This is a genomic window from Rhizobium sp. AAP43, assembly GCF_001296045.1.
Lineage (GTDB): Bacteria > Pseudomonadota > Alphaproteobacteria > Rhizobiales > Rhizobiaceae > Allorhizobium.
On record NZ_LJHS01000019.1, the window covers coordinates 87,666 to 113,906 of the forward strand.

A 26,241-nucleotide genomic window follows, 5' to 3' on the forward strand; every position below is an offset into this window, starting at 1 on the left:
TTCTTTGCTGCAGGATCGATTCACGCCGCCTAATTCTCATCGCGATGTGTTGGTTTTGTGGTCGCCATGCTAGGTTCCAGCATATTCGAGATTCCACGCCTGAGGAGAAACAGTGTGCGTCGCCTTATCTTCAGCCTGCTTTTGATGTCATACGCCTCCCTCGGACATGCGGAACCGATGCATGGCCTCGCCATGCATGGCGAACCGGCGCTGAGCGCCGATTTTGCCCATTTCCCCTATGTAAACCCAGCGGTAAAAAAGGGCGGCACCATCAATTACGGGGTTGTTGGGACTTTCGACGCACTCAATCCCTTCGTGCTAAAGGGCATGCGGACAAGCGCCAGAGGCCTTTGGGATCCAGAACTCGGCAACTTGTTCTACGAAACCCTGATGACCCGCTCCTCGGACGAGGCCTTTACGCTATATGGCCTCCTGGCTGAGACAGCCGAATGGGACGACGCTCGCAGCTTTGTCCAGTTCAATCTTAATCCATCAGCGCGCTGGCATGACGGCAAGCCGGTGACACCTGAGGACGTGATCTTCTCGTTCGAACTGCTGCGCGACAAGGGACGCCCACCATTCAGTTCGCGCCTTGCAGCGGTTGCGAAAATGGAAAAGGTCGGCGAGCACGGGGTGAAGTTCACGTTCGATGAAAAAGCCAACCGCGAAACGCCACTGATCTTCGCGACAGCAACGCCGATCCTGCCGAAACATGCGATCGATCCGGAAAAATTTGACAAGGCTGGCCTCGACATCCCGATCGGTTCGGGCCCCTATAAAATTAAGGCGCTGCAACCGGGTGACAAGATCACATGGGAACGCGACCCGAACTACTGGGGCAAGGATATCCCCTCGAAAGTTGGGTTCGACAATTATGATGAGATCACCGTCACCTACTTCCTGCAGGAGAACACCCTCTTCGAGGCCTTCAAAAAGGGGTCCATAGATATCTATCCCGAAGGCGACGCCACCCATTGGCAGCGCGCCTATGATTTCCCGGCAGCCACCAAGGGCGATGTCATCAAGGAAACCTTCAAGCCCGGCCTGCCCTCAGGTATGCTCGGCTTCGTCTTCAACACTCGGCGCCCGATATTTGCCGATCAGAAGGTCCGCGAAGCCCTTAGCACCGCCTTCGACTTCGAATGGCTGAACAAGACCCTTTATGAAGGCGCCTTCAACAGGACGCAGAGTTACTGGCAGAATTCGGTGCTCGGCGCCTATGGCAATGCTGCAGACGCCCGCGAACTGGCACTGCTCGGACAAGCCAAGGATCGATTGTCCGCAGAAATCCTGGCAGGCACCTACACGCAGTCTGCAACAGATGGATCAGGCACTGATCGCAAGGCCCTTTCAAAAGCCGTCAAGCTCTTCGCCGAGGCGGGCTACAAGATCCAGGGCGGCAAGATGGTCGACGGATCCGGTCGCCAGCTGGCCTTCGAGGTCATGACGCAGAACGAAGGCCAGGAAAAAATGGCCCTCGCCTTTCAGCGTACGTTGAAGCTGATAGGCGTGGAGATGGGCATCCGCACGGTCGACGACGCACAATATCAGGCGCGATCAAACAGCTTCGACTACGACGTGATCATCAAGGCTTACACGTCCTCTCTATCGCCAGGGGCAGAACAGGTGAACAGATGGGGCTCCGAATCGCGGGATGCGAACGGCAGCTTCAACTATGCCGGTGTCGCTGACCCAGACATCGATCGGATGATCGAAGCGCTGCTTCAGGCCCGCAGCACCGAGGATTTCCAGGCTGCCGTACGCGCCTATGACCGCCTGCTCGTCGCCGGCCACTATGTGGTGCCACTTTATCACGTCGGCGAACAATGGGTGGCTCGGTGGAAACACATCGGCAGACCGGAAACTCAGCCCCTCTACGGCTACCAACGCGCCACCTGGTTCGACGCGCGGATGCAGTAAGTCCCCGGCGGCTCGATTGGAAACCGGCCGGACCTTGTTCCCGGCCAGTTTTGCTTTAAGTGAGCCATTATCAAACGCTGCCGGGCAGCCTTGCTTGAAAGGATGACATCATGGATCGCATCACCATCGACCTCGTATCCGACGTGGTCTGCCCCTGGTGCTACCTCGGCAAGGCGCGGTTGGAGCTTGCGATTGCCGAAGTGCAGGACGAGGTCAGCGTCGACATCAACTGGCGTCCCTACCAGCTCAACCCGGACTACCCGCCGGAAGGTGTCGACCAGCAAGTCGAACTCGCCAAGAAGCTCGGCGGCAAGGAAAACATGGACCGGGCGCATGCACAATTGACGGCGCTCGGTGCGGAAGTCGGGATCAAGTTCAACTTTGGCGCCATCAAGATCGGCCCAAACACGCTCGATGCCCACCGTCTGATTCACTGGGCCGGACAAGAAAGCCGCGAAGTCCAGGGACGCGTGGTCGACCTGTTGTTCAAGGCGAATTTCGAAGAGGGACGCAATATCGGAGATCCGATAGTCCTGCAGGATATCGCAACAGAAGCAGGATTGTCTCGCGACGTCGTCACTTCGCTGCTGTCGGGCGACGCCGATGTGGAACATGTACTGGCCGAAGTCGACGCCGCCAAGCAGATGGGCGTCAATGGCGTGCCATTCTTCATCTTCGACCAGCAATATGCGGTAAGCGGCGCACAGCCTCCAGATGAACTCGCCAATGCGCTGCGGGAAATCGCCAAAGCAAAGGCGGAAGCACTGCGCAATCTGAATTGACGGTCTGGCTGAACAGTCCTATCCCGGTGGTCTGAAGTTTTTTCCCCCGGGATATTCACCTTGTCATCTGACACGACTTTTAAAGGCGTCCTTTTCGCCTTCATATGCTTTGCCGCCTATTCCTTCAGCGATGCATCGGTAAAACTTGTCGAAGGGCGCGTGCCACCTTTCGAGGCCGGCTTTATCGGCAGCCTGTTCGGCTTCGTTGCCATCCCCTTCCTGATGAAGCGCGGCGACCGCTGGAGTGATCTGGTCCGGAGCACCAACTGGCCTCTTTGGTGTCTTCGCTTCGTCTGCTCCTCGGTCGGCACCGTTGGCAGCATCATCGCCTTTACACAGCTGTCGATGGCAGAAGCCTTCTGCCTGATCTTCCTCCTGCCCTCGTTTGCCACGGTGATGTCAGTGGTCTTTCTCAAGGAGAAGGTGGGGATGAAGCGCTGGACGGCTGTCATCATCGGCTTCATAGGCGTGCTCGTGGTCTTGCGACCCGGCTTTCGGGAATTGCAGTCCGGCCATCTGGCGGCCCTCGTTTCCGGCTTCGCCGGCGCGATCTCGATTGTCATCTATCGGGCAATCGGCCCACAGGAGAAAAACATATCGCTCTATGGCGCAGGGCTGCTCGGCAGCATCATCATATGCGCGGTGTTTTCGCTCCCGCATTTCGAGGCACCGGGCGGCAATGACCTATTGCTGCTCGCGGCCTTCGGGCTTCTGGCGGCAGTTGGCAATGTCTTCATGATGCTGGCTTCCTTTTATGCGCCGGCAGCCATCGTCGGGCCGATCCAGTACAGCCAAATGCTCTGGGCAATCCTGCTCGGCTATCTCGTCTTCGGTGACAAGGTCGATTCGGCCATGGCGATCGGCATTGCCCTGATCGTCGGATCAGGCCTGCTCACGCTCATGCGCGAACGCAAACGTGGCGTGGCACTCCCGCCGCCGGTGGCCGGCAAAACGGATGCGGCGTTGGCTATCAAGCCGGAGGATGGCGAATGATCGGAGCAAGCGATCCGGCACAACCATCCGAAGAAGACGCTCTGACCATCCGAAGAGCAGAAAGCTTTGACCTTGCAGGACTTCTGGCGCTGTATCGCGAACTCAATCCCGATGATGCCGAGATATCGGTCGACAAAGCTCACGATAATTTCGACGCACTGAGCCGATTTCCAGGAAGCGCGATCTATGTTGGGCTCATCGATCAGACAATTGCCACGACCTGCACTCTGATTGTCATTCCGAACCTGACGCGAAGTGGCCGACCATACGCACTGGTCGAGAATGTGGTCACCGCAAGTCCTTACCGCGGGCGCGGCTATGGCCGCAAAACACTTTTGCAGGCCTTATCAGCCGCTTGGGAGAACGATTGCTACAAGGTCATGCTACTCACCGGAACCACACGACCTGAAACGTTGGCCTTCTACAAGTCAGTTGGCTTCGAACAGAACAAGACAGGCTTCCAGATTCGTCGCATTGCGGCTCGTGCTGACTGACACCCGCGATCAGCCCTTCGCCAGTTCCGCCAGTTGCGTCATCACGACAGCCGCGCCTGACAGCCGCTTGTCCGGCGTCGGCAGATCGCGGGTGAGGAAGACCGAGTGGTCGGGACGAATTTTCGCCATCGTGCCTTGTTTGGCGATATAGCCGACAAGCGCTGCCGGGTTCGGGAACTGCTTGCCGCGAAACTGTACGACAACCCCCTTCGGCCCCGCCTCCAGCTTCTCGACATTCGCCTTGCGGCAGAGCGCCTTGATGTAGACCACCTTCAACAGGTGCTGAACCTCGACCGGCATCGGCCCAAATCGGTCGATCATTTCGGCACCAAAGGCATCAATGTCGGCCAACTCGGTGATTTCACCCAGGCGGCGGTAGAGGCCGAGCCGCAAGTGGAGATCCGGCACATAGTTGTCCGGGATCATCACCGATGTACCGACCTGGATCTGTGGCGACCAGCCGGTGTCATGCACCTCGTCGACGCCCTTCACTTCAGCGACCGCCTCTTCCAGCATCTGCTGGTAGAGTTCGAAGCCGACTTCCTTGATATGGCCCGACTGTTCCTCACCCAAAAGATTGCCCGCACCTCGGATATCGAGGTCATGGCTCGCGAGCTGGAATCCGGCACCGAGGGTGTCAAGCGACTGCAGCACCTTGAGGCGCCGTTCGGCGCCGGCTGTCAGCACCTTGTTGACCGGTAGCGTCAGAAGCGCAAAGGCGCGCACCTTGGAGCGGCCGACGCGGCCACGGATCTGATAGAGCTGAGCCAGTCCGAACATGTCGGCCCGGTGCACGATCAGCGTATTGGCTGTGGGCACATCGAGGCCGGATTCGACAATGGTCGTTGAGAGCAACACATCATAGCGACCTTCATAGAAGGCATTCATGATGTCTTCGAGCTCGCCAGCGCCCATCTGTCCATGCGCAACGGCAACCTTCAACTCGGGCACGTTTTCATCAAGGAAAGACTTGATGTCGGCGAGATCGGCGAGACGTGGGCAGACATAGAAGCTCTGACCACCGCGATAGTGTTCGCGCATCAGCGTCTCGCGGATCACGAGTGGATCGAAAGGCGAGATGAAGGTGCGGACAGCCATGCGGTCCACCGGCGGCGTGGTGATCAGCGACAGTTCACGCACCCCGGTCATGGCAAGTTGCAGCGTGCGCGGGATCGGCGTTGCAGAGAGCGTCAGCACATGAACGTCGGATTTGAGATCCTTCAATCGCTCCTTGTGCTTAACGCCGAAATGCTGCTCTTCGTCGATGATCAGCAGCCCCAGATTGGCGAAGCTGACGCCCGAGCCGAGCAGCGCATGGGTGCCGACAACGATATCGGTCTTGCCCTCGGCCACTTCCTTCTTGACCAGGTTCAGTTCCTTCGTGCCGACAAGGCGTGACGCCTGCTGAACACGGATCGGTAGGCCGCGGAAGCGTTCAGAGAAGGTTTTGAAATGCTGGCGGGCAAGCAGTGTGGTCGGCACGACTACGGCCACCTGGATGCCGTTCATGGCAGCAATAAAGGCAGCGCGCAGCGCCACTTCCGTCTTGCCGAAACCGACGTCACCACAGACGAGGCGGTCCATCGGCCGGCCCTGACCGAGATCCGAGCGAACCTGCTCGATCGCGTTCATCTGGTCTTCCGTTTCGTCATAGGGGAAGCGCGCGGCAAACTCGTCGTAGAAGCCTTCCTGGGTGGTGAGGACCGGTGCTGTGCGCGTCATGCGCTCGGCTGCAATCCGGATCAGGGCACCCGCCATATCGAGCAGGCGCTTCTTCAGCTTGGCCTTGCGCATCTGCCAGGCGCCGCCGCCCAACTTGTCGAGCTGCACTTCCGTCGCCTCGCCGCCGTAACGCGACAGGAGATCAATGTTTTCGACCGGCAGGAAGAGCTTGGCATCATCCGCATACTGAAGCTCAAGACAGGCATGTGGCGCACCGGCCGCCTCGATCGTGCGCAGGCCGACGAACCGGCCAATACCGTGCTCTGCATGGACAACGACCGACCCCTCGTCGAGACCGGCGGCCTCGGAGATGAAGTCGGCGGCCCGCTTGCGACGCTTGGAGCGCCGGACCATGCGATCACCGAGAATGTCCTGCTCACCGACAATGACGAGATCGCGTGTTTCGAAGCCGCCTTCGAGGCTGAGCACGGCGGTGCCTGCCTCGCCCTTCTTCAATGTCTGGACGTCCTTCAGGGACGAGATCGGCACAAGCCTTTCCAGACCATGTTCGTTCAGGACCTGCAACAGACGATCGAGCGAGCCTTCCGACCAGCCGGAGACAATCACCTTGGCGCCGGTGGCACGCTTGTCGGCGATGTAGCTGACCGCCTGGCCGAAGACGTTGGTCCGGTTGCCTTCTTCGCTTGCTTCATTGGCACTCTTTGCCCAGCGGGGCGTCGGTCTGGCATCGATCTCGACCACCAGCCGGCTGTCGCCGCCTGCTTCGGCAAAGGGTGTGATGCGGATCGGATCGAAGGCATCAAGGGCCTTTCCGAACTCGCCGGCAGCGAGATAGAGGCGCTCCGGCGGGACGGGCTTGTAGGGCGTACCCTGGGCCAGATGGCCTTTGCCGGGGGTCGCCGAGTTGAGGCGCGCCTCGTAATAGTCGCGGATCAGCTTGGCGCGCTCTTCGGCTGCCTCACGCACGGTATGGTCTGTGACCATACGGAAGCCGCGCAAATAGTCGAAGGTGGTTTCCAGCTTGTCGTAGAACATCGGGAGCCAATGCTCCATGCCGGCATAGCGGCGACCCTCGGATACGGCGGCATAGAGCGCGTCGTCGCGGGTGGCGGCACCAAACAGCGAGAGATAGTTCTTGCGGAACCGACTGATGCTCTCGGGCGTCAGCGTCACTTCGCTCATCGGATTGAGATCGAGCGAACGGACCTGAGCGATAGTGCGCTGGTTTGCGGGATCGAAGGAGCGGATGCTCTCCAGCGTATCTCCAAAGAAATCGAGGCGTACGGGTTCTTCCGCGCCGGGGACGAAAACGTCGAGGATGCCGCCGCGAACGGCGAATTCCCCAACTTCGCGCACCGTCGCGACCCGGTCAAAACCGTTCCGCTCCAGACGTGCAGCAATGTCGTCCATGCGCACCTGGTTGCCAGGCTTCGCCGAAAAGCCAAGGCTGTCGATGACATCCGCCGGCGCCACCTTCTGCAACATGGCATTGACCGTGACGAGCACGATCGCCGGGTGCGGATTGAGGTAGAGCGAAATCAGGCCCGACAGTGCCGAAAGCCGACGTGCGGAGACATCAGCCGACGGCGAAACTCGGTCATACGGCAAACAGTCCCAGGCCGGCAGGCTCAAGACCGGGATATCGGGTGCGGCAAAACTCAGCGTCTGTTCGATGTTCTGCAGCCGCTGTCCGTCCGACACCACATAGGCAACCGGTCGACCTTGACGGGCAAGCTCTGCAAGAATGAAGGCATCCATGCCATCAGGGACATGGGACAACGTCAGGGCAGATTGCGCCTCGACGATCCGCTTCACATCGATCAGGGACATCATCGCTTACTTTGTAGCCTTCTCATCGACAACCGGCGAAAAATCCGGGCGCAGCGCCGAAATCCGTTCGAAGAGCGGAGTCTGGAGATGGGCGGGAACCGGTTCCGCTCCGGTAATGTAGCGGACAAGATCGTTATCTTCCTCGGCCATGATCCGTTCGAGCTCGTCGAGATCTTCGTCGCTCAAGCCCGCGATCTCGGCCTCGCAGAACTGACCCAGCATCAGGTCCATCTCGCGGATGCCGCGGTGCCAGCAGCGGAACAGGATACGCCGGCGGCGCGGATCGAGGTCGACACTGCTTCTCACCAGTCCAGTCATTTTCGCATCCTTCGTCTTGTTGCGCCTCTATAGAACAGGGTTCAGCAAATGTCAGCTTGCCAAGCCGGCAAATTGCGATGCATTTTGCCGCCGTCATGCGCCCAAACATTCTCGATCCCCTCTTCGCCTCCGTCTCGTCTCTTCCAGGCGTCGGCCCGAAGGTCGCCAAGCTCCTTGCCACACTCGTCGGTCGCGACGAAGGTGAGGAAGCGCGCGTGCTCGACCTTCTCTTCCTTGCGCCACACCGGCTCATCGACCGCCGGCATCAGCCGGGGATCGCCTATGCCCAACAGGGGACGCTGGTCACCATCACCGGCCGGGTCGACCGCCACCTGCCCCCTCCGCCGGGCAAGAACAACATGCCGTATCGCGTGATGCTCCATGATGAGACGGGAGAATTGGCGCTCACCTTCTTCAGGGTCAAGGGCAACTGGCTGGAGAAAGCGCTTCCCGTCGACGAGATCATCATGGTGTCGGGCAAAGTCGACTGGTTCAACGGCCGCGCCTCCATAATCCATCCCGACCTGATGGTGAAAGCGAGCGAAGCGGAGAACCTGCCGCTGGTCGAGCCGGTCTACCCCCTGACATCAGGCCTTTCTCCGAAAGTTCTCCGCAAAGCGGTCGAGGCGTCGCTGGAGAAAACACCCGATTTTCCCGAATGGGCAGACGGTGCGCTGGCAGCCAAGCAAGGTTTTGGTAGCGTGCGTGACTGCCTCCTGGCCCTACACAATCCGCGCGACGAGAAAGATATCGATCCTCAGGCACCGGCGCGGCGCAGGCTCGCCTATGATGAGTTTTTGGCAGGTCAGGTGTCTCTTGCATTGGTGCGGCAGAAGCTGAGGCGCGTGCCCGGAACACCGATCCGCCCCACAGGCGAACTGAGCGGCAAGATCCGCACAGCCCTGCCCTTCACCCCGACCAACAGCCAGTTGACTGCGATCGACGACATTCTGAAAGACATGGGATCCGACCAGCGCATGCTGCGGCTCGTCCAGGGCGATGTGGGCGCCGGCAAGACATTGGTCGCTCTGTTTGCCATGGCGGCCGCCGTCGAGGCTGGCGGACAGGCCGTGCTGATGGCGCCAACGGAAATTCTGGCGCGCCAGCATCACGCGACGCTCTCCAAACTCGGTGCTCCGGCTGGACTGCGCATTGACGTTCTGACAGGTCGCACCAAGGGCAAGGAGCGCGAGGCAATCCTGGAGCGCATCGCCTCCGGTGAGGCCCAGATCGTCATTGGAACACATGCGCTGTTCCAGGACGCGGTAAGCTATCGGAACCTGACGCTTGCTGTTGTCGATGAGCAGCACCGGTTTGGCGTGCATCAGCGTCTCCGGCTGACATCGAAGGGTATATCCCCGCACATGCTCGTCATGACCGCGACCCCAATCCCGCGCACACTTGTCCTTGCCGCTTTCGGTGACATGGACGTCTCGAAACTGACGGAAAAGCCTGCCGGACGGAAGCCGATCCAAACGGTTACCGTCCCGACCGAACGCGTACCCGACGTGATCGAGCGACTGCGCGCTGCAATTGCCGATGGCAAGAAAGCATACTGGATCTGCCCTCTGGTCGAAGAAACCGAGGAAAGCGAGCTGATGTCGGCTGAGGAGCGCCAGTCAGTGCTGGCGCAGTTTATCAAATCACCCATAGGACTGGTGCACGGACGCATGGCCGGACCTGAAAAGGATGCCGCCATGCTCGCCTTCAAGAACGGCGAGACACGCCTTCTGGTCGCAACAACCGTGGTCGAAGTAGGCGTCGACGTTCCGGATGCGACGATCATGGTGATCGAACATGCCGAGCGTTTCGGACTGGCGCAGCTTCACCAGTTGCGTGGTCGCGTGGGCCGCGGAAACGAGGCGTCCAGCTGCATCCTCCTCTATAAGGGGCCTCTCGGCGAAACCGGCACCGCGCGTCTGTCGATCTTGCGGGATTCGGAAGACGGGTTCCTGATTGCCGAAGAAGACCTGAAACTGCGTGGCGAAGGAGAAGTCCTCGGCACACGTCAATCGGGAACGCCAGGCTTCAAGATCGCCAGCCTGGAGCATCACGGCGATCTTCTGGAAATCGCTCGAAAGGATGCCGCCTATCTGCTTGAGCGGGATCCTGAATTGTCGTCCGAACGCGGCCAGGCTGTGCGCACGCTGCTGTACCTGTATCGCCGCGACGAAGCGATCCGCTTCCTGCATGCGGGATAGCGACCTCGAAAGTCAACTCAGCCCGACCTTTTGGGGCGGCGCAGGCCGATCTTCAGCTGCGAGCTCGGCAAATGCAGCCATGGTATCGGCAGCGGACGGCTTATAGTCAGGCGTGACCAGGCCCGCACTGATCAGGAGTTTGACACCCTCTTCGGGCGTCATATCCAGCAACATCAACTTGCTGCGCGGCACGAACATCAGAAATCCGGCCGTCGGCACAGGTGTCGGCGCCAGGAACACGGCGACCATCTCTTCCCCGTTTTCGTTGAGCTTTGCCGCAATCTCACCCTTGGCATCAGAGGACACGAAGACCAGCGCCCAGGTGCCCGCGCGAGGGAACTCGATCAGACCGACCTTCTTGAAGGAATTGCCCTGCTCCTTCAGCACCGTCTCGAAAATTTGCTTGGTGCTCTTGTAGACCGTGCGCACCAACGGCATGCGGTTGAGGATGTTCTCGCTGTAACCGACGATAGAACGCCCGATCAGATTACGGCCCAGGAAACCGACCAGCGTAATGAAGGTGATGGCAATCAGAAGGCCGGTGCCGGGGATAGCAAACTTGAGATAGGCCTCCGGATTGTAGCGATCCGGGAGATAGGGTTTGACCCAGCTGTCCGCCCAATGGATGAAAGTCCATGTCAGATAGATCGTGATTGCCATTGGCGCACAGATGATCAATCCCGTCAGGAAATTGTTCCTGAGGCGGGTCGCCAGCGAAATTCTGTCCGTCGAATCAGTCATGCCTCGCCATCATTGTGCATCGCCGTACAGCGAGGACATTGCCGGACACCGGCCGTGGGCGCAAGGGCGACATCCGCCCGCGACCACGGACAGAGATCACTCGACCGTGACCGACTTTGCCAGATTGCGCGGCTGGTCGACATCCGTGCCCATGAAAACAGCCGTGTGATAGGCGAGCAGCTGGATCGGGATCGAATAGACCATGGGCGAGATGATCTCGGCAACGGTCGGCAGGACGATCGTCGCCATCGTCGCGAGCTTTGAGGCAGCAGCCCCCTTCTCATCCGTGATGAAGATGATCCGCCCACCGCGGGCTGCCACCTCCTGCATGTTCGACACGGTCTTTTCGAAGAAACGGTCGAAGGGCGCAATGACGATGACCGGCATGTTTTCGTCGATCAGGGCGATGGGGCCGTGCTTCAGCTCACCAGCAGCATACCCCTCGGCATGGATATAGGAGATTTCCTTCAGCTTCAGGGCGCCCTCAAGCGCCAATGGATAGCTGGTACCGCGACCGAGATAGAGCACGTCCTTGAATTTTGAAAGATCGCGTGACAGTGCCTCGATCTGTGGCTGGATAGCGTTGAGCACTTGGCTCATGATCCGCGGCATTTCAATCAGGCTGTGAACGAGCTGCCTTTCCTCGAGTTCCGTCAAAGTACCACGGGCACGACCGGCGGCCACGGCGAGCGACGCCAGAACCGCGAGCTGGCAGGTGAAGGCCTTAGTCGATGCAACACCGATTTCAGGCCCAGCCAGGATAGGGAAAACAGCATCCGCTTCGCGGGCAATCGTCGATTCCTTCACATTGACCACGGCGCCGATCTTCAGGCCATTTTCACGGCAATAGCGCAGTGAGGCAAGCGTATCCGCCGTTTCGCCCGACTGAGAAATGAACAGGGCTGCCTGATCCGGAGAAAGCGGCATTTCGCGGTAGCGGAATTCGGAGGCGACATCGATTTCAACCGGCAGACGGGCATAACGCTCGAACCAATACTTGCCGACCAGTCCGGCGAGATAGGCCGTACCACAGGCGGAAATGGCAAGACCGCGCAGAGTGGTGAAATCGATCCCGGTATTGACGGGCCGCACCTTCTGCTCGGCGAAGTCGACATAATGCGACAGAGCATGGGAGATAACCTCCGGCTGCTCATAAATCTCCTTCTCCATGAAGTGACGATGATTGCCCTTGTCGATCATGTAGGCGGAAGCAGACGAAATCTGCACGGGACGTTCGACGCGATTGCCGTCGAGATCGAAGATTTGGGCACCCGCTCTGCCGATGACGGCCCAGTCGCCGTCATGCAGATAGGCAATACGATTGGTGAAGGGCGACAGCGCGATGGCATCCGAACCGAGGAACATCTCGCCATCGCCAAAACCGATGGCGAGCGGTGGACCAGAGCGGGCGGCCATGATCGTCGACGGATCATCTTCGAAGATGACGGCAAGCGCATAGGCGCCGGTCACGTGGCGCAACATCTCATGCATTGCCTCCCGACGGCCAAGTCCCTCACGGCGATATTTGGCGAGAAGCTGAGCCACAACTTCCGTGTCGGTCTGGGTGACGAAGGTCGCGCCCTCCGCTGCAAGGGTGTCCTTGATCTCGGAGAAGTTCTCGATGATCCCGTTATGGACGACTGCAACGCCATCGACGAAATGCGGATGGGCATTGGTCTCGTTCGGCACGCCATGCGTCGCCCAGCGGGTATGTGCGATGCCGATGAGGCCCGGCAGCGGATCACTGGCAAGCTTGGTCTCAAGGTTGAACAGTTTGCCCTCGGCGCGGCGCCGGTCGAGCCTGTTGTCATGGATCGTCGCAACACCGGCAGAATCATAGCCACGATATTCGAGGCGTTTCAGCGCATCGACCAGACGTTCCGCGACCGGCTTGTTACCGACGATGCCGACAATACCGCACATGAGCTTCTCCGTATTCCGTAAGACTTCGCGCACTGTCCTACCGTCTCCGGCAGGATTGGCAATCGCGCGACCTGTCAAATTGCGTTTCGTCTCGTAATGCAACGCAGCATTACGCTCTGTGATAAAGGGATCAGGTCTTGGCTTTCTTCGCCGCCTTGATCGCCAGATTGCGTTCGCGGATAACGGCAGCACGGCCCGGCTTCATATCCTGGCGGGCGCGCCCGAAGGCCAAAGCGTCGGCCGGGACATCTTGCGTGATTACGCTGCCGGACGCGACAAGCGCGCCGTCACCGATAGAAACCGGCGCAACGAGCGATGAATTTGAGCCGATGAAGGCACCCGCTCCAATCCGCGTCTCGTGCTTGTTCACCCCGTCATAATTGCAGGTGATCGTGCCCGCGCCGATATTGGTGTCCGCACCGACGAAGGCATCGCCGATATAGGTCAGGTGATTGACCTTGGCGCCCCTGCCAATCTCGGCCTTCTTAACCTCGCAGAAATTGCCGACCTTCGACCCTTCACCGAGATTGGCACCGGGCCGCAGCCGGGCAAAGGGTCCAACGGTGGCACCGGTGGAGACATGGCAGCCTTCAAGGTGGGAGAACGCATGGATCACCGCCCCCCCTTCAATGCTGACGCCGGGCCCGAAGACCACGTTCGGCTCGATCAGCGCATCCTGGCCGATCACTGTGTCATGGCTGAGGAAAACGGTCTCCGGCGCGATCATCGAAACGCCGGACACCATCAATTCGTGCCGGCGGCGCTCCTGCCACAGGCGTTCGACTATTGCGAGCTCGGCGCGATTATTGCACCCCGTCAACTCGCTCTCGGGCGCATCTACTGCCACAGCCTTGCCGCCCAGCGAACGCGCGATCTCAACAACGTCGGTCAGGTAATACTCACCCTTGGCATTGCTGTTGCCGATCCGCTTCAGAAGATCGAGCGCCTTGCGGCCATCGATGGCCATCAAACCGCTGTTGCACCAGGTAACCGCTCGCTCGGCCTCGGTCGCGTCCTTTTCCTCGCGGATAGCGACCAGTTCGCCGTTCTCCACCAGAAGACGGCCATATCCTGTCGGTCGCTCCGTATGGAAACCGATCACGGCCACATCCGCGCCGCTCGAAAGCGCGTCCCTCGCAGCTTTAAGCGGACCCGCCGTAATCAGCGGCACGTCGCCATAGGCAATCAGAATTTCGTCATATCCGCGCGCGATGGCATCCCGGGCCATCAGCACGGCATGTCCTGTCCCCAGCCGTTCGGTCTGCAAGAAACTCTCGACCTCGACGGCACCGATCTTCGCGGCAGCTGCAACACGCTCGGCGTCGCGCCCTAGCACAAGCGCCACATCCGATATTCCTGACCCGGCGATGGATGCAACCACATGTGCAATCATCGGCCATCCACCGACCGGGTGCAGGACCTTTGACATCGAGGATTTCATTCGGGTGCTGTCGCCAGCGGCGAGGACGACGGCGAGACATTTGCGTGTCATGCGAGGCTCCAGGCAGGGATAAAAGTGCGCGTTCAGTACCCTTCAGGGATGCCGGCCGCAAGCGGTATCACCAGAATCACTTCGCAGCGGGCTGACGCAGGATGCCTGCAAGCGCTGTCGACCGGCCGCCTTCGACGACGGCATGGGTGGCAGCCCTTGCTGCCTCGGCATCCCCCGCCTCCAGCGCCTCGACAATCGCCAGATGGGCGGCGACGATATTGTGGCGACGATCAGACAGGACTGGCGCAAGTGAAATCATCAAGGCTCCTTCAAGGGCTGCCTTGATGAAGCCAATCATGCTGTCGAGGAAGATATTGCCACCCAGCAGGGTCAGGTGAATGTGGAAGCGCAGATCCGCCTCGACCTGTTCATCGAACGAAACTGGAGCATCGAGAAGAAGAGCGTATTGACGCAGTGCCGCACAGTCTTCCGCCGTCGCGTGTTTGACAGCTGCAGCGGCCGCAGCCGGCTCAAGCAGAAGTCTCACATCATAGAGATGGTTGATGAATTCCGCGGTGACACCCGCTTCAAAATGCCACCGCAATACATCCTCGTCGAGCAGATCCCAATGGCACTTGTCGGTCACACGGGTCCCAACCCGCGACTTTGCGATGATCAAGCCTTTTGCAGACAGTGTCTTCATCGCCTCGCGCAGCACAGAGCGAGACACGTCAAAGCGTCTCTCCAATAGCGGATCTCGCGGCAGCGTCTCACCGACGGGAAACTCGCCGCTCACGATGGCAAGACCAATTTCCTCGACGACCTTGGCGTGACTGCCCTTGAGCTTCGTGCCCAGCTTCAACCCGCTCACATCCTGCCTGCGCATGCCAAAGCCTCCTGTAGAAGAGGCTAGTTACATGAGGTGCCAGGGACGGTGAAGCCCGTAGTTGAGCACATTCACAATTAGACAAAGAAAAGAGGGCGCCAGTGGCGCCCTCCAGATGCAATGATACGACCAAAACTTACTGTGGCAGCTTGTCGTCGACGCCTTCGATGTAGAAGTTCATGCCAAGGATCGTGCCGTCGTCGGCCGACTCACCAGCCTTCAACCAAACGCTGCCGTCCTGCTTGTTGACAGGGCCGGTGAACGGCTTCAGCTCGCCAGACTTGATCTTGGCTTCCGTTTCCATCGCCATAGCCTTCACGTCGTCGGGCATGTTCGTGTAGGGAGCCATGGTCAAAATGCCATCCTTGAGACCATCAAAGGTCTGCTGCGACGTCCATGTGCCATCAAGGACAGCCTGGGTGCGCTTGATGTAATAGGCAGCCCAAGTATCGACGATGGCGCTCAACTGCGCCTTTGGACCTGCGGAGATCATGTCGGAAGCCTGACCGAAAGCCTTGATTCCGCGCTCTTCAGCAACCTGCATCGGCGCCGTCGTGTCGGTGTGCTGGGTCAGAACGTCAACGCCCTGGTCGATCAGTGCCTTGGCGGCGTCTGCTTCCTTACCGGGATCGAACCACGTGTTGACCCAGATGACCTTCAGCTTGAAGTCCGGATTGACGCTGCGCGCGCCATGCAGGAACGCGTTGATGCCGCCGACGACTTCCGGAATCGGGAAGGAGGCAATGTAGCCTGCAACACCCTTCTGAGACATTTTACCGGCGATCTGGCCGTTGATGTAACGGCCTTCGTAGAATCGCGAATTGTAGGTCGCGACATTGGCAGACGACTTGTAGCCGGTCGCATGCTCAAATTTCACATCCGGAAACTTCTCGGCAACCTTCAAAGTTGCGTCCATGAAGCCGAACGATGTCGTGTAGACCATGGCGCAACCCGACCGCGCCATGCGCTCGATCGCACGCTCGGCGTCTGGACCTTCCGGCACGTTTTCCAGGAATGGCGTTTCGATCTTGTCGCCGAAATGTGCCTGAAGCGCCTGGCGGCCGATGTCATGCGCCTGGGTCCAGCCGCCATCAGTCTTCGAGCCGACATACACGAAGCAGATCTTGGTCTTGTCCTGGGCGGCGGCCGGTGCCGCGACGGCAACGATCGCAGCCGCCGATGCGGCGAGCGCGAGAAGGAAAGTCTTCATGGTTTACCCCTGTCTGGTTAGGTTGGAATTCTTGTTGTTAGCGATCCGGCACGAACGGCTTGCCGAGCGAGGCCGGCGTATTGATCAGTGTCGTGCGGCGATTATGCGAGATGATCACCAGGACGACAATGGTCGCCGCATAGGGCAGAGCGGACAGAAATTGTGAAGGCAACCCCAGCCCGAGCGCCTGGGCATGCAACTGGCCGATCGTCACAGCCCCGAACAGATAGCCGCCGGCCAGAACCCGCCAAGGACGCCATGCGGCAAACACGACGAGGGCGAGCGCGATCCAGCCCCGACCCGCCGCCATGTTCTCTACCCATTGGGGCGTATAGACCAGCGACAACTGGGCACCTGCGAGGCCGGCGCAGGCCCCGCCGAACAGAACCGCGAGATAACGCGTGCGGATCACCGGCAGCCCGAGCGTATGCGCCGAGCCATGGCTGTCTCCGATCGCACGCAGCTTCAGGCCTGTCCGGCTTTTGAACAGAAACCAATTCACGCCGACGACCAACACGATCGACAGATAGAAAAACAGATCCTGACGGAAGAGGATTGGGCCGACAAAGGGAATGTCAGCCAAAAGCGGCACCGCGATCGGCTGCATCTTGATCCCCGGCACACCAACGACGCCCTCGCCGATCATGCCTGACAGCCCAAGTCCAAGGATGGTCAGCGCAAGGCCGGTCGCTACCTGGTTGGCAACGAGCGTCAATGTCAGGAATCCGAAAAGCAATGAGAAAGCTGCACCAGTCACGATGCCGGCCAGAAGCCCCATATAGGGAGATCCGGTCGCCTGCGTTGCGATGAACGCACAGACGGCGCCAATGATCATCATGCCCTCGACGCCGAGATTCAACACGCCCGAGCGTTCCGTCACCAGTTCACCCATGGCCGCAATCACCAGTGGAGTGGACGCCGTGATGATGGTCAGAGGAATGGCTTCAATGATCATGATACGGCCTTGCCGGATGCGCTGCGAGCCCGATCGAAGACGAGGCGGACCCGGTAGAGGATGAGAGTATCGCAGGAAAGAACAAAGAACAGCAGCAAGCCCTGGAACACGCGAGTGACCTTGTCGGACACCCCAATCGACAGCTGCGCCGCCTCCCCGCCGAGATAGGTGAGCGCCAGCACGAAACCAGCCGCGATAATGCCAAGCGGATTAAGCCGACCGAGGAAGGCAACGATGATCGCCGTGAACCCGTAACCAGGCGATATAGACGGCTGCAGATGGCCGATTGATCCCGAGACTTCCGATATGCCGGCAAGCCCAGCCAAGGCACCCGAAAACATAAGTGAGAACCAGACCATCTTGCGAGCCGAAAAGCCGGCAAAGCGCCCTGCCCGCTCGGACTGCCCGAGCACGACAACCTGGAAGCCCTTCAGTGTGAAACGCATCATGAACCAGACAGCGAAGGCCGCAACCAGAGCGAAGATAAGCCCCATATGGGCACGTCCGGAAGACAGGATCTCGGGGAGAACGGCTTCTGTTACGAAAGACCTCGACTGGGGAAAGTTGTAACCGGCCGGATCCTTCCAGACGCCGCGTGTCAACCAATCCAGGAACAGCTGGGCGATATAGACCAGCATCAGGCTGGTCAGGATCTCGTTCGTGTTGAAACGAGTCTTGAGAAATGCTGGAATGGCCCCATAGACCGCGCCGCCGATTGCTCCCATGATCATCATCAGTGGAAGAAGCAGGGGGGAATGCCACTCGTAGAAGGTAATCGGCAGGATGGACCCGATAATCGCGCCAACTGTGAACTGCCCCTCGGCGCCGATATTCCAGTTGTTTGACCGGTAGCAGACGGAAAGGCCGACCGCGATCAAGATCAGCGGTGCAGCCTTGATCGCCAGTTCATGCAGCGACCAGACCTCAAGCAGGGGTTCAATGAAGAAGCTGTAGAGCGCTGACAAGGGATCCTTGCCGAGCAGCATGAACATGATCCCGCCGAACACGAGGGTAAGCCCGAGCGCCAGCAGCGGCGACACGATTGCAAAGACAGGCGACTGGCGCGACCGACGTTCCAGTTCAATGCGCATGACCGCTCTCCAGTCCGTGAAGTCCGCCCATCAGGACACCAATTCGTTCGCGCGTCATGTCGCTGGCTGGATAGGCAGCAGACAGGCGCCCTTCAGAAATGGCGGCAATGGTGGATGCGACTTCGAAGATCTCATCGAGATCCTGACTGATCACCACCACGGCCGAGCCGCTCCTTGCCAGATCGACGAGCGCCTGGCGGATACGGCTAGCCGCCCCCGCATCCACACCCCAGGTCGGCTGGTTGACGATCAGCACAGAAGGCTGACGGTCGAGTTCGCGCCCGACGATGAACTTCTGCAGATTGCCGCCGGATAGCGAACCCGCGGCCGGATCGTCGCCACTCTTGCGCACATCCATCATCTCGCAGATCCGTCTCGTTGCCTGCTGCACAAGCCCATGGCGAATAAGACCAAGCCCGCCACCGGCCAGATAGGCAAGACGGTCCGAGGCGTTGCGCGACAAGACGAGGTTTTCCGATAGGCTGAGCGCGGGCACAGCCGCGTGACCATGGCGTTCTTCTGGAACGAAACCAGCCCCCATCAGGCGCCGTTCATTTATGCCAAGCTCTCCAACCGACCGCCCCCGCAACTGAATGGCATCGTTTTCCGGCACCGGATACTCACCAGACAGCGCATCGAAGAGTTCGCTCTGTCCATTGCCCGCGACCCCGGCAATCGCCAGGATTTCGCCGGTGCGCACGCGCAAATTGATCGACTTCAGCGGCATGGCAAAAGGGGAGCGCGGATTGACGGAAAGTGCCTTCACTTCCAGCTGGATTGGACCCGCTTCGACAGATGCAGGTCGCTCGACGCCAGCCACATCGGCACCCACCATCATGCGAGCAAGCGACGCAGGCGTCTCCGTGCGCGGGTTGCAACTACCCGTCACCTTGCCGTGGCGCAGCACAGTCGCGCGATCACAGATCCGCTGAACTTCCTCCAGACGATGGCTAATATAGAGGACTGACCGGCCCTCAGACTTCAGCTTCAACAACGTCTCGAACAGCTTGTCAGCCTCTTGCGGCGTCAGCACAGACGTTGGTTCGTCGAGAATGATCAGCTTTGGATTCTGCAGGAGCGCCCGAACGATCTCGATCCGCTGGCGCTCGCCGACGGACAAGTCCGCAACATGAGCGTAAGGGTCGAGCGGAAGCCCATAGGCGTTTGATAGATCTGCCGCCTTGCGAGCAAGGTCCGCCATTGAAATTTTTTCGTCAAGCGAAAGCGCAATATTCTCGGCGACTGTTAGCGCCTCGAAGAGGGAAAAGTGCTGGAAGACCATACCAATGCCAAGCCGCCTTGCCGCAGCAGGATTGGCGATCAGGGTCTCGTGCCCCTCCCACGAAACGCTCCCGTCGGAAGGCGCAAGAATGCCGAACAGCATCTTTACCAGCGTCGACTTTCCAGCGCCATTCTCACCAAGTAGAGCGTGAATTTCACCATGACCAATGTCGAGATCAATTCCATCGCACGCCTTGAAACTGCCGAACAGCTTCGTCAGGCCACGGACGGCCAAGAGCGGCTTCTCACCCCCGGATTGCGATTGCGACACGTATCCCCCTCACACACACACTGGTCTCGGCCGGATCTTTCGTCCAGTCCTCGCTCAATTCATAACCAGTTTGCGGCGGCGCACAACATATGGGCAGAAGGATTTTTTGGTTTTCCCCGAAGCTCGGAGACAAACGTCAGGCGGTTTTCCCGAGCCAGGGGAGAATCTGCAGAATGCCGCCGATCACATAGAGGTAGATACCGCTGACAACCATGCCGATCTCAACCCACATCGGCGTCTCGAAATGCAGGAGCAGCGCATAGCCGCCGAACCCACACCATGCAAAGAACACCGCCATATTAAGCGGTCGCAGGCGCTTCACGCGGACGGGATGCAGGAAATGGATTGGCAGGAATGTGAGAAAAACGGAAAGCAGCACCGCAATCAACGCGGCTGTAGCGCTGACATCGACGACGAACAGTGTGAAGATCAGCATGTTCCAGACAACGGGGAAACCGGAGAAGAAATACTCATCCGTCTTCATTCCCATATCAGCGTAGTAGATCGCGCTCGAAACGACAATCAATCCCGCAGCGACGAAGGACCATGGCTCACCGATCATGCCGCTCTGATAGAGCGCAAAGGCTGGCAAAAGCACGTAAGTCACGTAGTCGATGATATTGTCGAGCGTATCACCCGACCAGTTGGGCAGAACTTCCTTGACCCGGACCTTGCGCGCGATCGGGCCGTCTATGCCATCGACCAGGAGAGCCAGCCCGAGCCACCAGAACATGTCGACGAAACGATGTTCGGCCGCGGCAACGACGCCGAGAAATGCCAGAAAGGAACCGGAAGCTGTAAGAATGTGTACCGAGAACGCGCGGATCTCCGCATAGGGCACCCGCTTGTAGTTGAAGATCTTCATCCTTGCTCCAGTTCGGCAGGCCGGGAAAGCGAACGGTATCGGATGAAATGTCGGCATTTGCAACAACATGACGCGCAATTCACCGTTCAGGCGTGACTGACGACACGTCCACTGCGCCAATTCGGCCCATGGATTTCACCGAGAGGGAGAGCTAGATAGACAGGATCGAACAAGAGGACAGTCCGAGATGCAGGAAAGCTTTGACATCGCCGTTATCGGATCGGGACCAGCGGGGCAGATCGCCGCCATTGCTATGGCCCGCGGTGGACGACGAGTCGCACTCATCGGACCGGAAGCGGATCTTTCGGACCGCAGAACGACCGCCCTGATGGACCAGTCACTTGCAATGATGGCGCGTCTCGGTCTTTGGGAGGTGATCAAGCCGCATGCCGCCGCGCTTTCGACCATGCAGATCCTCGATGGCACGAACAGGTTGCTGCGCGCGCCGACAGTGGCATTTCGAAGCGCCGAGATCGGCCTTGATGCTTTTGGCTACAACATTCCAAACACTGCACTGCTCAGTGCCTTGGCAAGCGCCGTTTCGGCAGAACCGCTGATCGAGCGCTTCGCGGTAGCTGCCGATACCATTTCGATGACGCAGGATCAGGTCGAAATCTCCCTTGCAGATGGCCGCCCCATCTCTGCAGCCTTTGCCATCGCCGCAGACGGCAAGCGATCGGTGACAAGAGAGGCAGCAGGTGTTGGGGTCAAGACATGGTCGTATCCGCAGACCGCCCTTGTCCTCAATTTCAGCCACACGCTCCCGCACCAGAATATATCAACGGAATTCCATACCGAGTCGGGCCCCTTTACCCAGGTTCCACTGCCTGGCCTGCGTTCAAGCTTGGTCTGGGTCGTGACACCCGCTGAGGCGGAGCGATTGCTGACGCTTGATGCCGCCGGGCTTTCCCTTGCCGTCGAAAACCGGATGCAATCGATGCTGGGTAAGGTGACTGTCGAGAACGGGGCACAAGCGTGGCCACTGTCTGGCATGACCGCACATCGCTACGGCAAAGGGCGGGTCGCTTTTGTTGGTGAAGCGGGTCACGCGTTTCCGCCAATTGGAGCGCAAGGGCTCAATCTCAGTCTGCGCGACATTGCGGCCTTGGAAGAAATCGTGCTCGATCGCACCTCGCGCGCAATCCCGGCTGATGCCGGTGATCGGTTCGACCAAAAGCGGCGGATCGACATTACGAGCCGCACCGTCAGCGTCGACCTGCTCAACCGCTCATTGCTGTCCAGTCTTCTGCCTGTCCAGATGCTGCGCGCGGCTGGCCTTCAGGCGCTGTCGAGCGTCTCGCCCTTGCGTCATCTCGTCATGCAGGAGGGTGTAGCGCCAGGTCGCAGCCTGCGCAATTTGCCAACGATGCTACGGGAAAAGATCCGGCGGTAACAAGCCGTTGGTGATTGCAAACAGCAGCGCGGATACGGAAAATACGGAGATCACCGTTGTGATCAGGATTGTGGCCGACGCCCTCTCCTGCCAGACGCCATATTGCTGACCAAGAACAAAGACGTTTGTAGCAGTCGGAAGTGCCGCGAGTAGAACGGCAGCCTGGATCCACACAGGCTTAAAGCTCCCTGCTAGGCTGAGAGTGATCCATATCAGCATGGGATGGACGACGAGCTTGATCGGGACAAGATAGCCGATCTCAACCGGTATCCGTTTAAGCGGCCTCAAAGCCAGCGTTACCCCCATGGCAAAAAGCGCGCATGGTGCGGCGGCCTGTGCGAGATAGTCGACAAGTCGCAGTGCGGCCACCGGAACTTCGAGCCTGAGCGCCGCAACGATAAAGCCAAGCGCGGTTGCCACAATAAAGGGGTGGGTCGCCACCTTTTTCACCACTTCAAGAACAAGCTGGTGAGCAGGTCGTCTCTCATCACCGGCGATCGCCATCATCGCAGGTGCCACCATGAAATGCAGCGCATTCTCGAAACACACGATGAGCGCCACGGGCACGGCAGCCTGGTCCCCGAAGGCAAGAAGCCCAAGCCCCGGCCCCATATAGCCAATATTGCCATAGGCACCACCGAATCCCTGAATCACGCATTCATCGAAGCGGTTGCGCCGAATGTAGCGGCCGATCAGGAAGGCGAGCGCAAAGACCAGATAGGTTCCGAAAAGATCGGCAGCAATGAAGTCAACCTGCGCAAGGTCCTCGATCGGCGTGCGAGAGACGAGCTTGAAGAAGAGTGCCGGCAAGGCGACGTAGATGATGAAGACATTGAGCCAGCCAAGCGTTTCGGCCGTCTGATGCTTGAGTTTGGCAACGACAAAGCCGATCAGGATCAGCCCGAAGAATGGCAGAACCAGTGCCAGAATATCTGCCATGCGAAACCCCGCCAGTTACCCCGGACGCGCATGTCGGGAATGCCCCTCGCTTAGCCGATTTGCGACAGGATTGGAAAGGTCTGCTGAAACCAGATCGCCATGTCTGAGATATAACCGAAGATGAAGGCGAGACCAGTCAATACCAGGAGGCCGCCCATTGCCTTTTCGACATGGCCGAGATGCCGGCGGAAGCGTCCAAGGAACCGCATGAAGGACCCGGAAAAGCCGGCTGCAATCCAGAAGGGAACTGCAAGGCCGAGCGAATAGATCGCAAGCAGCAGAGCGCCGTCCCCAACCGTTTCCTTCGAGGCGGCGACCCCCAGAATAGCGCCTAGGACCGGTCCAATGCAGGGCGTCCAGCCAAACGCGAAGGCAAGGCCCATGACATAGGCACCCGACAACGTTGCAGGCTTTCCGCCGCCAGCAAACCGATATTCGGATGACAGAACACCAAGCCTGAAGACACCGAGGAAATTGAGGCCCATGACGATGATGATCAGGCCGCCGATCTTGGCAAGCACATCCATATGCTGCCGCAACAGGCTGCCCATTGTTGATGCGCCGGCCCCGAGGGTGACGAAGACCGTTGCGAAACCAAGAGTGAAGACAAACGACGTGAGCAGTACCGCACGTCGGGCGGCGGCGTTCTGAGCCTGCTCTCCACTGCGAAATTCATCAACCGAAATTCCCGCCATGTAGCAGAGATAGGGTGGCACCAAAGGAAGGACGCAGGGCGACAGGAACGATAGCGCGCCTGCCAGCAATGCACTCCAAAACGAGATATCGGCAATCGACAAACTGTGGCTCCCTACACGGATCGGTGCCCTTCCTAATGCCGCGACAGCACGCTTGCCAATCACCTTTGTGTAGTCTGCGACAATTGCGTTGGAATTTGCCGGGAGAAATGTAATTTTCCGGTTGACCGGCCAGAGGTGTCTGCCTATGTTCCGCGCACTTCGTGAGGCGGCCTTAAAGCCACTCGGGAGAGCGTAGCTCAGCCGGTAGAGCAACTGACTTTTAATCAGTAGGTCCAGGGTTCGAATCCCTGCGCTCTCACCATTTTCATCAAAATTATCAGCGCATTACCGCCAATACTTCATGTTGTGCATGCAGTTGCTGCCATCGCTCATTCGTGATCGCGTACATCATTGCCGAGATTGCCAATGCTGCAACCGCGAAGTATGACCCCGAAATGAGCAAATCCATCTTCAAGCCTGTTGCCTGGCTGGCGCTCGGGCTCTGCCTGGCGGCAACCGTCGTACCGATCGGCCTCAGACCGCACATGGCTATGCCAGCAGATGCGGATCGGATCCTCGCCTTCATCGGTCTAGGCTTGCTGTTCGGGCTTGCGTATCCGCGTCGTTGGTTGATGGTGGCAGCCTTCTTGGTCCTGGCTGCCTTCACGATCGAGTCGACACAATATCTGTCTCCGTCACGGCACCCCCGCCTCGACGACGCGGCGATCAAGGCTGCCGGGGCGGTGCTTGGCATCGCAGCTGCCGCTGCCCTTCACTGGCTTGCACGCCGCATCCGGGCAAATTGACGGCACCGCTTGGCCGATCAGATAATCGCATGCTGCCGATGCGAAACCTTACCGATCTTTCACTAGGGATTTCCTGCGTACGTACTAGAAGAACGATAACCAACCTTAGGGGATCGCAAGCTGGTTTTGACCCTGATCAAGCAGGGTCTAATCGGAATGCGCGATGGTTTGATGATCGACGACGTGATGGGAATTCAGGTGACGACGCAAAACGACAAGACGCCCGCGGGCGAAATCTCAGGCAAAGACGAGTTGCGCAGCCTTCTGTCTTCGGCCGGCCGACCACGCCCCCGCTGGATGTTGCGGATCATTTCCGCAGCGGTCATCCTCGTCGCAGGCTACTTTGGCTACGCCTATGTGAGCAAAGATCAGAGCTATAGTTACACGACCACACCCCTTGGACGCGGCGATGTCACGGTCATCGTGACCGCAACCGGTTCCGTCGAGCCGACCGTTCAGGTGGACATATCGAGCGAACAATCCGGCACTATCCGCGAGGTCCTCGTCGATCACAACAGCCAGGTGAAGACCGGCGACGTTCTCGCCCGGCTCGACACCGACAAACTGACCGCCGAACTGAAAGCTCAGGAAGCAGCACTCGCGGCCGCACGTGCGAGCGTGGCAAAGGCACATGCTGACGAATTGTCTGCCAAGGCGAGCCTCGAAAGGCTGAAAGCCCTTGTCGTCAGCCGCGTCTCGAGCCAGCAGGATCTCGATTCGGCCGACTTCACCTATCAGGCGGCCGAGGCCGCACGCCAGAGCGCAGAAGCGAACGTTCTGGCAGCCGAGGCTTCCCTCGAACAGGCGCAACTCGCCCTGTCCAAGGCCACAATCGTGTCACCGATCGACGGAATCGTCCTCTCGCGCGACGTCGACAGCGGCGCGACAGTGGCCGCCTCACTGGAAGCACCAACGCTTTTCACCATCGCTGGCGATCTCCGGCAGATGGAATTGCAGGTTTCGATCGATGAAGCAGATGTCGGCCAGGTCGCGGTCGCGCAGAAGGCGACTTTCACAGTTGACGCCTTCCCAGACCAGCGTTTTCCAGCCGAAATCACCTCGGTTCGGTACGCGGCAGAAACAGTCAACGACGTGGTGACCTACAAGGGCATCCTCTCGGTGCGCAACGATGACCTGTTGTTGCGCCAGGGCATGACGGCGACCGCCGACATTGTCGTCAAATCAGTCACCGGCGCGCTGGTCATTCCCAACGCAGCCTTACGTTATTCCCCCCCTCAGACCACGGCAAACGAAAGCGAGACATCCGGAGGTGGCGTCTTCAGCATGTTCCGCCCACCCCGCCAGTCTGCGATCAGCGCCCCTGAACCGACAGGGACGGAAAGGACGATTTGGTTGTTGCGTGATGGCGTTCCCGTCTCGGTCAACGTGGAAATTGGCGCCACCGATGGCCAGAAGACCGTCATCGTGAAAGGCGACATCAAGGAGGGTGATGCTGTGATCACCGACTCCGTCTTACGGGCGAGCTGAGG

The 26,241-nt window shown here is 59.2% G+C and carries 21 protein-coding genes and 1 tRNA gene; 9 read left to right on the plus strand and 13 right to left on the minus strand.

Annotated elements, in window-relative coordinates; all coding sequences use genetic code 11:
- Positions 1–144: 144 nt before the first annotated feature.
- From IP76_RS12760 to IP76_RS12775, 4 genes are all read left to right on the plus strand, one after another.
- Positions 145–1,920 carry an extracellular solute-binding protein gene (locus IP76_RS12760; protein ID WP_054158731.1) on the plus strand — a complete coding sequence of 592 codons (1,776 nt, stop codon included), beginning with the start codon at positions 145–147 and terminating at the stop codon, positions 1,918–1,920.
- A gap of 110 nt (positions 1,921–2,030) precedes the next feature.
- Positions 2,031–2,702, plus strand: coding sequence for a DsbA family oxidoreductase (locus IP76_RS12765; protein ID WP_054158602.1), 672 nt, complete (start codon positions 2,031–2,033; stop codon positions 2,700–2,702).
- A 60-nt stretch (positions 2,703–2,762) separates the two neighbouring features.
- Entirely contained in the window at positions 2,763–3,695 is a 933-nt protein-coding gene (locus IP76_RS12770; RefSeq protein ID WP_054158603.1) for a DMT family transporter, read from the plus strand.
- Positions 3,692–4,189 carry a GNAT family N-acetyltransferase gene (locus IP76_RS12775; RefSeq protein ID WP_054158604.1) on the plus strand — a complete coding sequence of 166 codons (498 nt, stop codon included), beginning with the start codon at positions 3,692–3,694 and terminating at the stop codon, positions 4,187–4,189. The genes IP76_RS12770 and IP76_RS12775 overlap by 4 nt, the downstream gene beginning before the upstream one ends.
- Positions 4,190–4,198: 9 nt before the next feature.
- On the opposite strand, the gene mfd is transcribed toward IP76_RS12775, so the two are convergent.
- The gene (gene mfd / locus IP76_RS12780; protein WP_054158605.1) at positions 4,199–7,705 is read right to left on the minus strand and encodes a transcription-repair coupling factor; all 3,507 of its coding nucleotides are present in this window, start codon (positions 7,703–7,705) and stop codon (positions 4,199–4,201) included.
- Positions 7,706–7,708: 3 nt separating this feature from the next.
- Positions 7,709–8,020 carry a succinate dehydrogenase assembly factor 2 gene (locus IP76_RS12785; RefSeq protein WP_054158606.1) on the minus strand — a complete coding sequence of 104 codons (312 nt, stop codon included), beginning with the start codon at positions 8,018–8,020 and terminating at the stop codon, positions 7,709–7,711.
- Positions 8,021–8,115: 95 nt separating this feature from the next.
- Here IP76_RS12785 and recG point away from each other — a divergent pair, with 95 nt between their 5' ends.
- Positions 8,116–10,221, plus strand: a complete 2,106-nt coding sequence (recG, locus tag IP76_RS12790; protein ID WP_054158732.1) for an ATP-dependent DNA helicase RecG — start codon at positions 8,116–8,118, stop codon at positions 10,219–10,221.
- 12 nt (positions 10,222–10,233) lie between these two features.
- Here the strand turns inward: recG and IP76_RS12795 are convergent, their stop codons facing one another.
- The 9 genes from IP76_RS12795 to pcsA all read right to left on the minus strand — a co-directional run bounded on the left by IP76_RS12795 (position 10,234) and on the right by pcsA (position 20,876).
- Complete coding sequence (locus IP76_RS12795; RefSeq protein ID WP_054158607.1) at positions 10,234–10,962, minus strand: DUF502 domain-containing protein; 729 nt, start codon at positions 10,960–10,962, stop codon at positions 10,234–10,236.
- A 96-nt stretch (positions 10,963–11,058) separates the two neighbouring features.
- On the minus strand, positions 11,059–12,885 hold the full coding sequence (glmS, locus tag IP76_RS12800) for a glutamine--fructose-6-phosphate transaminase (isomerizing) (RefSeq protein ID WP_054158608.1): 1,827 nt from the start codon (positions 12,883–12,885) through the stop codon (positions 11,059–11,061).
- Positions 12,886–13,015: 130 nt separating this feature from the next.
- Positions 13,016–14,377 (minus strand): bifunctional UDP-N-acetylglucosamine diphosphorylase/glucosamine-1-phosphate N-acetyltransferase GlmU, encoded by a 1,362-nt coding sequence (gene glmU, locus IP76_RS12805; protein ID WP_054158609.1) that lies wholly within the window; start codon positions 14,375–14,377, stop codon positions 13,016–13,018.
- A 76-nt stretch (positions 14,378–14,453) separates the two neighbouring features.
- Complete coding sequence (locus IP76_RS12810) at positions 14,454–15,203, minus strand: FadR/GntR family transcriptional regulator (RefSeq protein ID WP_054158610.1); 750 nt, start codon at positions 15,201–15,203, stop codon at positions 14,454–14,456.
- Between the two features lie 136 nt (positions 15,204–15,339).
- A complete protein-coding gene (locus tag IP76_RS12815; RefSeq protein WP_054158611.1) occupies positions 15,340–16,413 on the minus strand; it encodes a BMP family ABC transporter substrate-binding protein in 1,074 nt (357 codons plus the stop codon).
- A gap of 37 nt (positions 16,414–16,450) precedes the next feature.
- Positions 16,451–17,371, minus strand: coding sequence for an ABC transporter permease (locus IP76_RS12820; protein WP_054158612.1), 921 nt, complete (start codon positions 17,369–17,371; stop codon positions 16,451–16,453).
- Positions 17,365–18,459: an ABC transporter permease gene (locus IP76_RS12825; RefSeq protein WP_054158613.1), complete on the minus strand. Its 1,095-nt coding sequence runs from the start codon at positions 18,457–18,459 to the stop codon at positions 17,365–17,367. Before IP76_RS12825 ends, IP76_RS12820 begins: the two co-directional genes overlap by 7 nt.
- A complete protein-coding gene (locus tag IP76_RS12830; protein ID WP_054158614.1) occupies positions 18,449–20,011 on the minus strand; it encodes an ABC transporter ATP-binding protein in 1,563 nt (520 codons plus the stop codon). Before IP76_RS12830 ends, IP76_RS12825 begins: the two co-directional genes overlap by 11 nt.
- A 136-nt stretch (positions 20,012–20,147) precedes the next feature.
- The gene (gene pcsA / locus IP76_RS12835) at positions 20,148–20,876 is read right to left on the minus strand and encodes a phosphatidylcholine synthase (protein WP_054158615.1); all 729 of its coding nucleotides are present in this window, start codon (positions 20,874–20,876) and stop codon (positions 20,148–20,150) included.
- Positions 20,877–21,063: 187 nt separating this feature from the next.
- On the opposite strand from pcsA, the gene IP76_RS12840 reads away from it, so the two are divergent.
- On the plus strand, positions 21,064–22,269 hold the full coding sequence (locus IP76_RS12840; RefSeq protein ID WP_054158616.1) for a UbiH/UbiF family hydroxylase: 1,206 nt from the start codon (positions 21,064–21,066) through the stop codon (positions 22,267–22,269).
- Here IP76_RS12840 and IP76_RS12845 read toward each other — a convergent pair.
- Positions 22,246–23,208 (minus strand): AEC family transporter, encoded by a 963-nt coding sequence (locus IP76_RS12845; protein WP_054158617.1) that lies wholly within the window; start codon positions 23,206–23,208, stop codon positions 22,246–22,248. The genes IP76_RS12840 and IP76_RS12845 overlap by 24 nt on opposite strands.
- Positions 23,209–23,258: 50 nt before the next feature.
- A complete protein-coding gene (locus IP76_RS12850; protein WP_054158618.1) occupies positions 23,259–24,005 on the minus strand; it encodes a cytochrome c biogenesis CcdA family protein in 747 nt (248 codons plus the stop codon).
- Positions 24,006–24,191: 186 nt separating this feature from the next.
- Between IP76_RS12850 and IP76_RS12855 the strand changes: the two genes are divergently transcribed.
- The 3 genes from IP76_RS12855 to IP76_RS12865 all read left to right on the plus strand — a co-directional run bounded on the left by IP76_RS12855 (position 24,192) and on the right by IP76_RS12865 (position 26,239).
- Positions 24,192–24,267 (plus strand) — tRNA-Lys (locus tag IP76_RS12855).
- Positions 24,268–24,400: 133 nt separating this feature from the next.
- Positions 24,401–24,751, plus strand: coding sequence for a VanZ family protein (locus IP76_RS12860; protein ID WP_054158733.1), 351 nt, complete (start codon positions 24,401–24,403; stop codon positions 24,749–24,751).
- Positions 24,752–24,937: 186 nt separating this feature from the next.
- Positions 24,938–26,239 carry an efflux RND transporter periplasmic adaptor subunit gene (locus tag IP76_RS12865; protein ID WP_054158734.1) on the plus strand — a complete coding sequence of 434 codons (1,302 nt, stop codon included), beginning with the start codon at positions 24,938–24,940 and terminating at the stop codon, positions 26,237–26,239.
- Positions 26,240–26,241 lie beyond the last annotated feature (2 nt).

Coding starts and splice junctions, on each gene's coding strand:
- IP76_RS12760 (WP_054158731.1), top strand. CDS start 145: ATGTCATACGCCTCCCTCGGACATGCGGAACCGATGCATGGCCTCGCC.
- IP76_RS12765 (WP_054158602.1), top strand. CDS start 2,031: ATGGATCGCATCACCATCGACCTCGTATCCGACGTGGTCTGCCCCTGG.
- IP76_RS12775 (WP_054158604.1), top strand. CDS start 3,692: ATGATCGGAGCAAGCGATCCGGCACAACCATCCGAAGAAGACGCTCTG.
- mfd (WP_054158605.1), bottom strand. CDS start 7,705: ATGATGTCCCTGATCGATGTGAAGCGGATCGTCGAGGCGCAATCTGCC.
- IP76_RS12785 (WP_054158606.1), bottom strand. CDS start 8,020: ATGACTGGACTGGTGAGAAGCAGTGTCGACCTCGATCCGCGCCGCCGG.
- recG (WP_054158732.1), top strand. CDS start 8,116: ATGCGCCCAAACATTCTCGATCCCCTCTTCGCCTCCGTCTCGTCTCTT.
- IP76_RS12795 (WP_054158607.1), bottom strand. CDS start 10,962: ATGACTGATTCGACGGACAGAATTTCGCTGGCGACCCGCCTCAGGAAC.
- glmS (WP_054158608.1), bottom strand. CDS start 12,885: ATGTGCGGTATTGTCGGCATCGTCGGTAACAAGCCGGTCGCGGAACGT.
- glmU (WP_054158609.1), bottom strand. CDS start 14,377: ATGACACGCAAATGTCTCGCCGTCGTCCTCGCCGCTGGCGACAGCACC.
- IP76_RS12810 (WP_054158610.1), bottom strand. CDS start 15,203: ATGCGCAGGCAGGATGTGAGCGGGTTGAAGCTGGGCACGAAGCTCAAG.
- IP76_RS12815 (WP_054158611.1), bottom strand. CDS start 16,413: ATGAAGACTTTCCTTCTCGCGCTCGCCGCATCGGCGGCTGCGATCGTT.
- IP76_RS12825 (WP_054158613.1), bottom strand. CDS start 18,459: ATGCGCATTGAACTGGAACGTCGGTCGCGCCAGTCGCCTGTCTTTGCA.
- pcsA (WP_054158615.1), bottom strand. CDS start 20,876: ATGAAGATCTTCAACTACAAGCGGGTGCCCTATGCGGAGATCCGCGCG.
- IP76_RS12840 (WP_054158616.1), top strand. CDS start 21,064: ATGCAGGAAAGCTTTGACATCGCCGTTATCGGATCGGGACCAGCGGGG.
- IP76_RS12845 (WP_054158617.1), bottom strand. CDS start 23,208: ATGGCAGATATTCTGGCACTGGTTCTGCCATTCTTCGGGCTGATCCTG.
- IP76_RS12860 (WP_054158733.1), top strand. CDS start 24,401: ATGAGCAAATCCATCTTCAAGCCTGTTGCCTGGCTGGCGCTCGGGCTC.
- IP76_RS12865 (WP_054158734.1), top strand. CDS start 24,938: ATGGGAATTCAGGTGACGACGCAAAACGACAAGACGCCCGCGGGCGAA.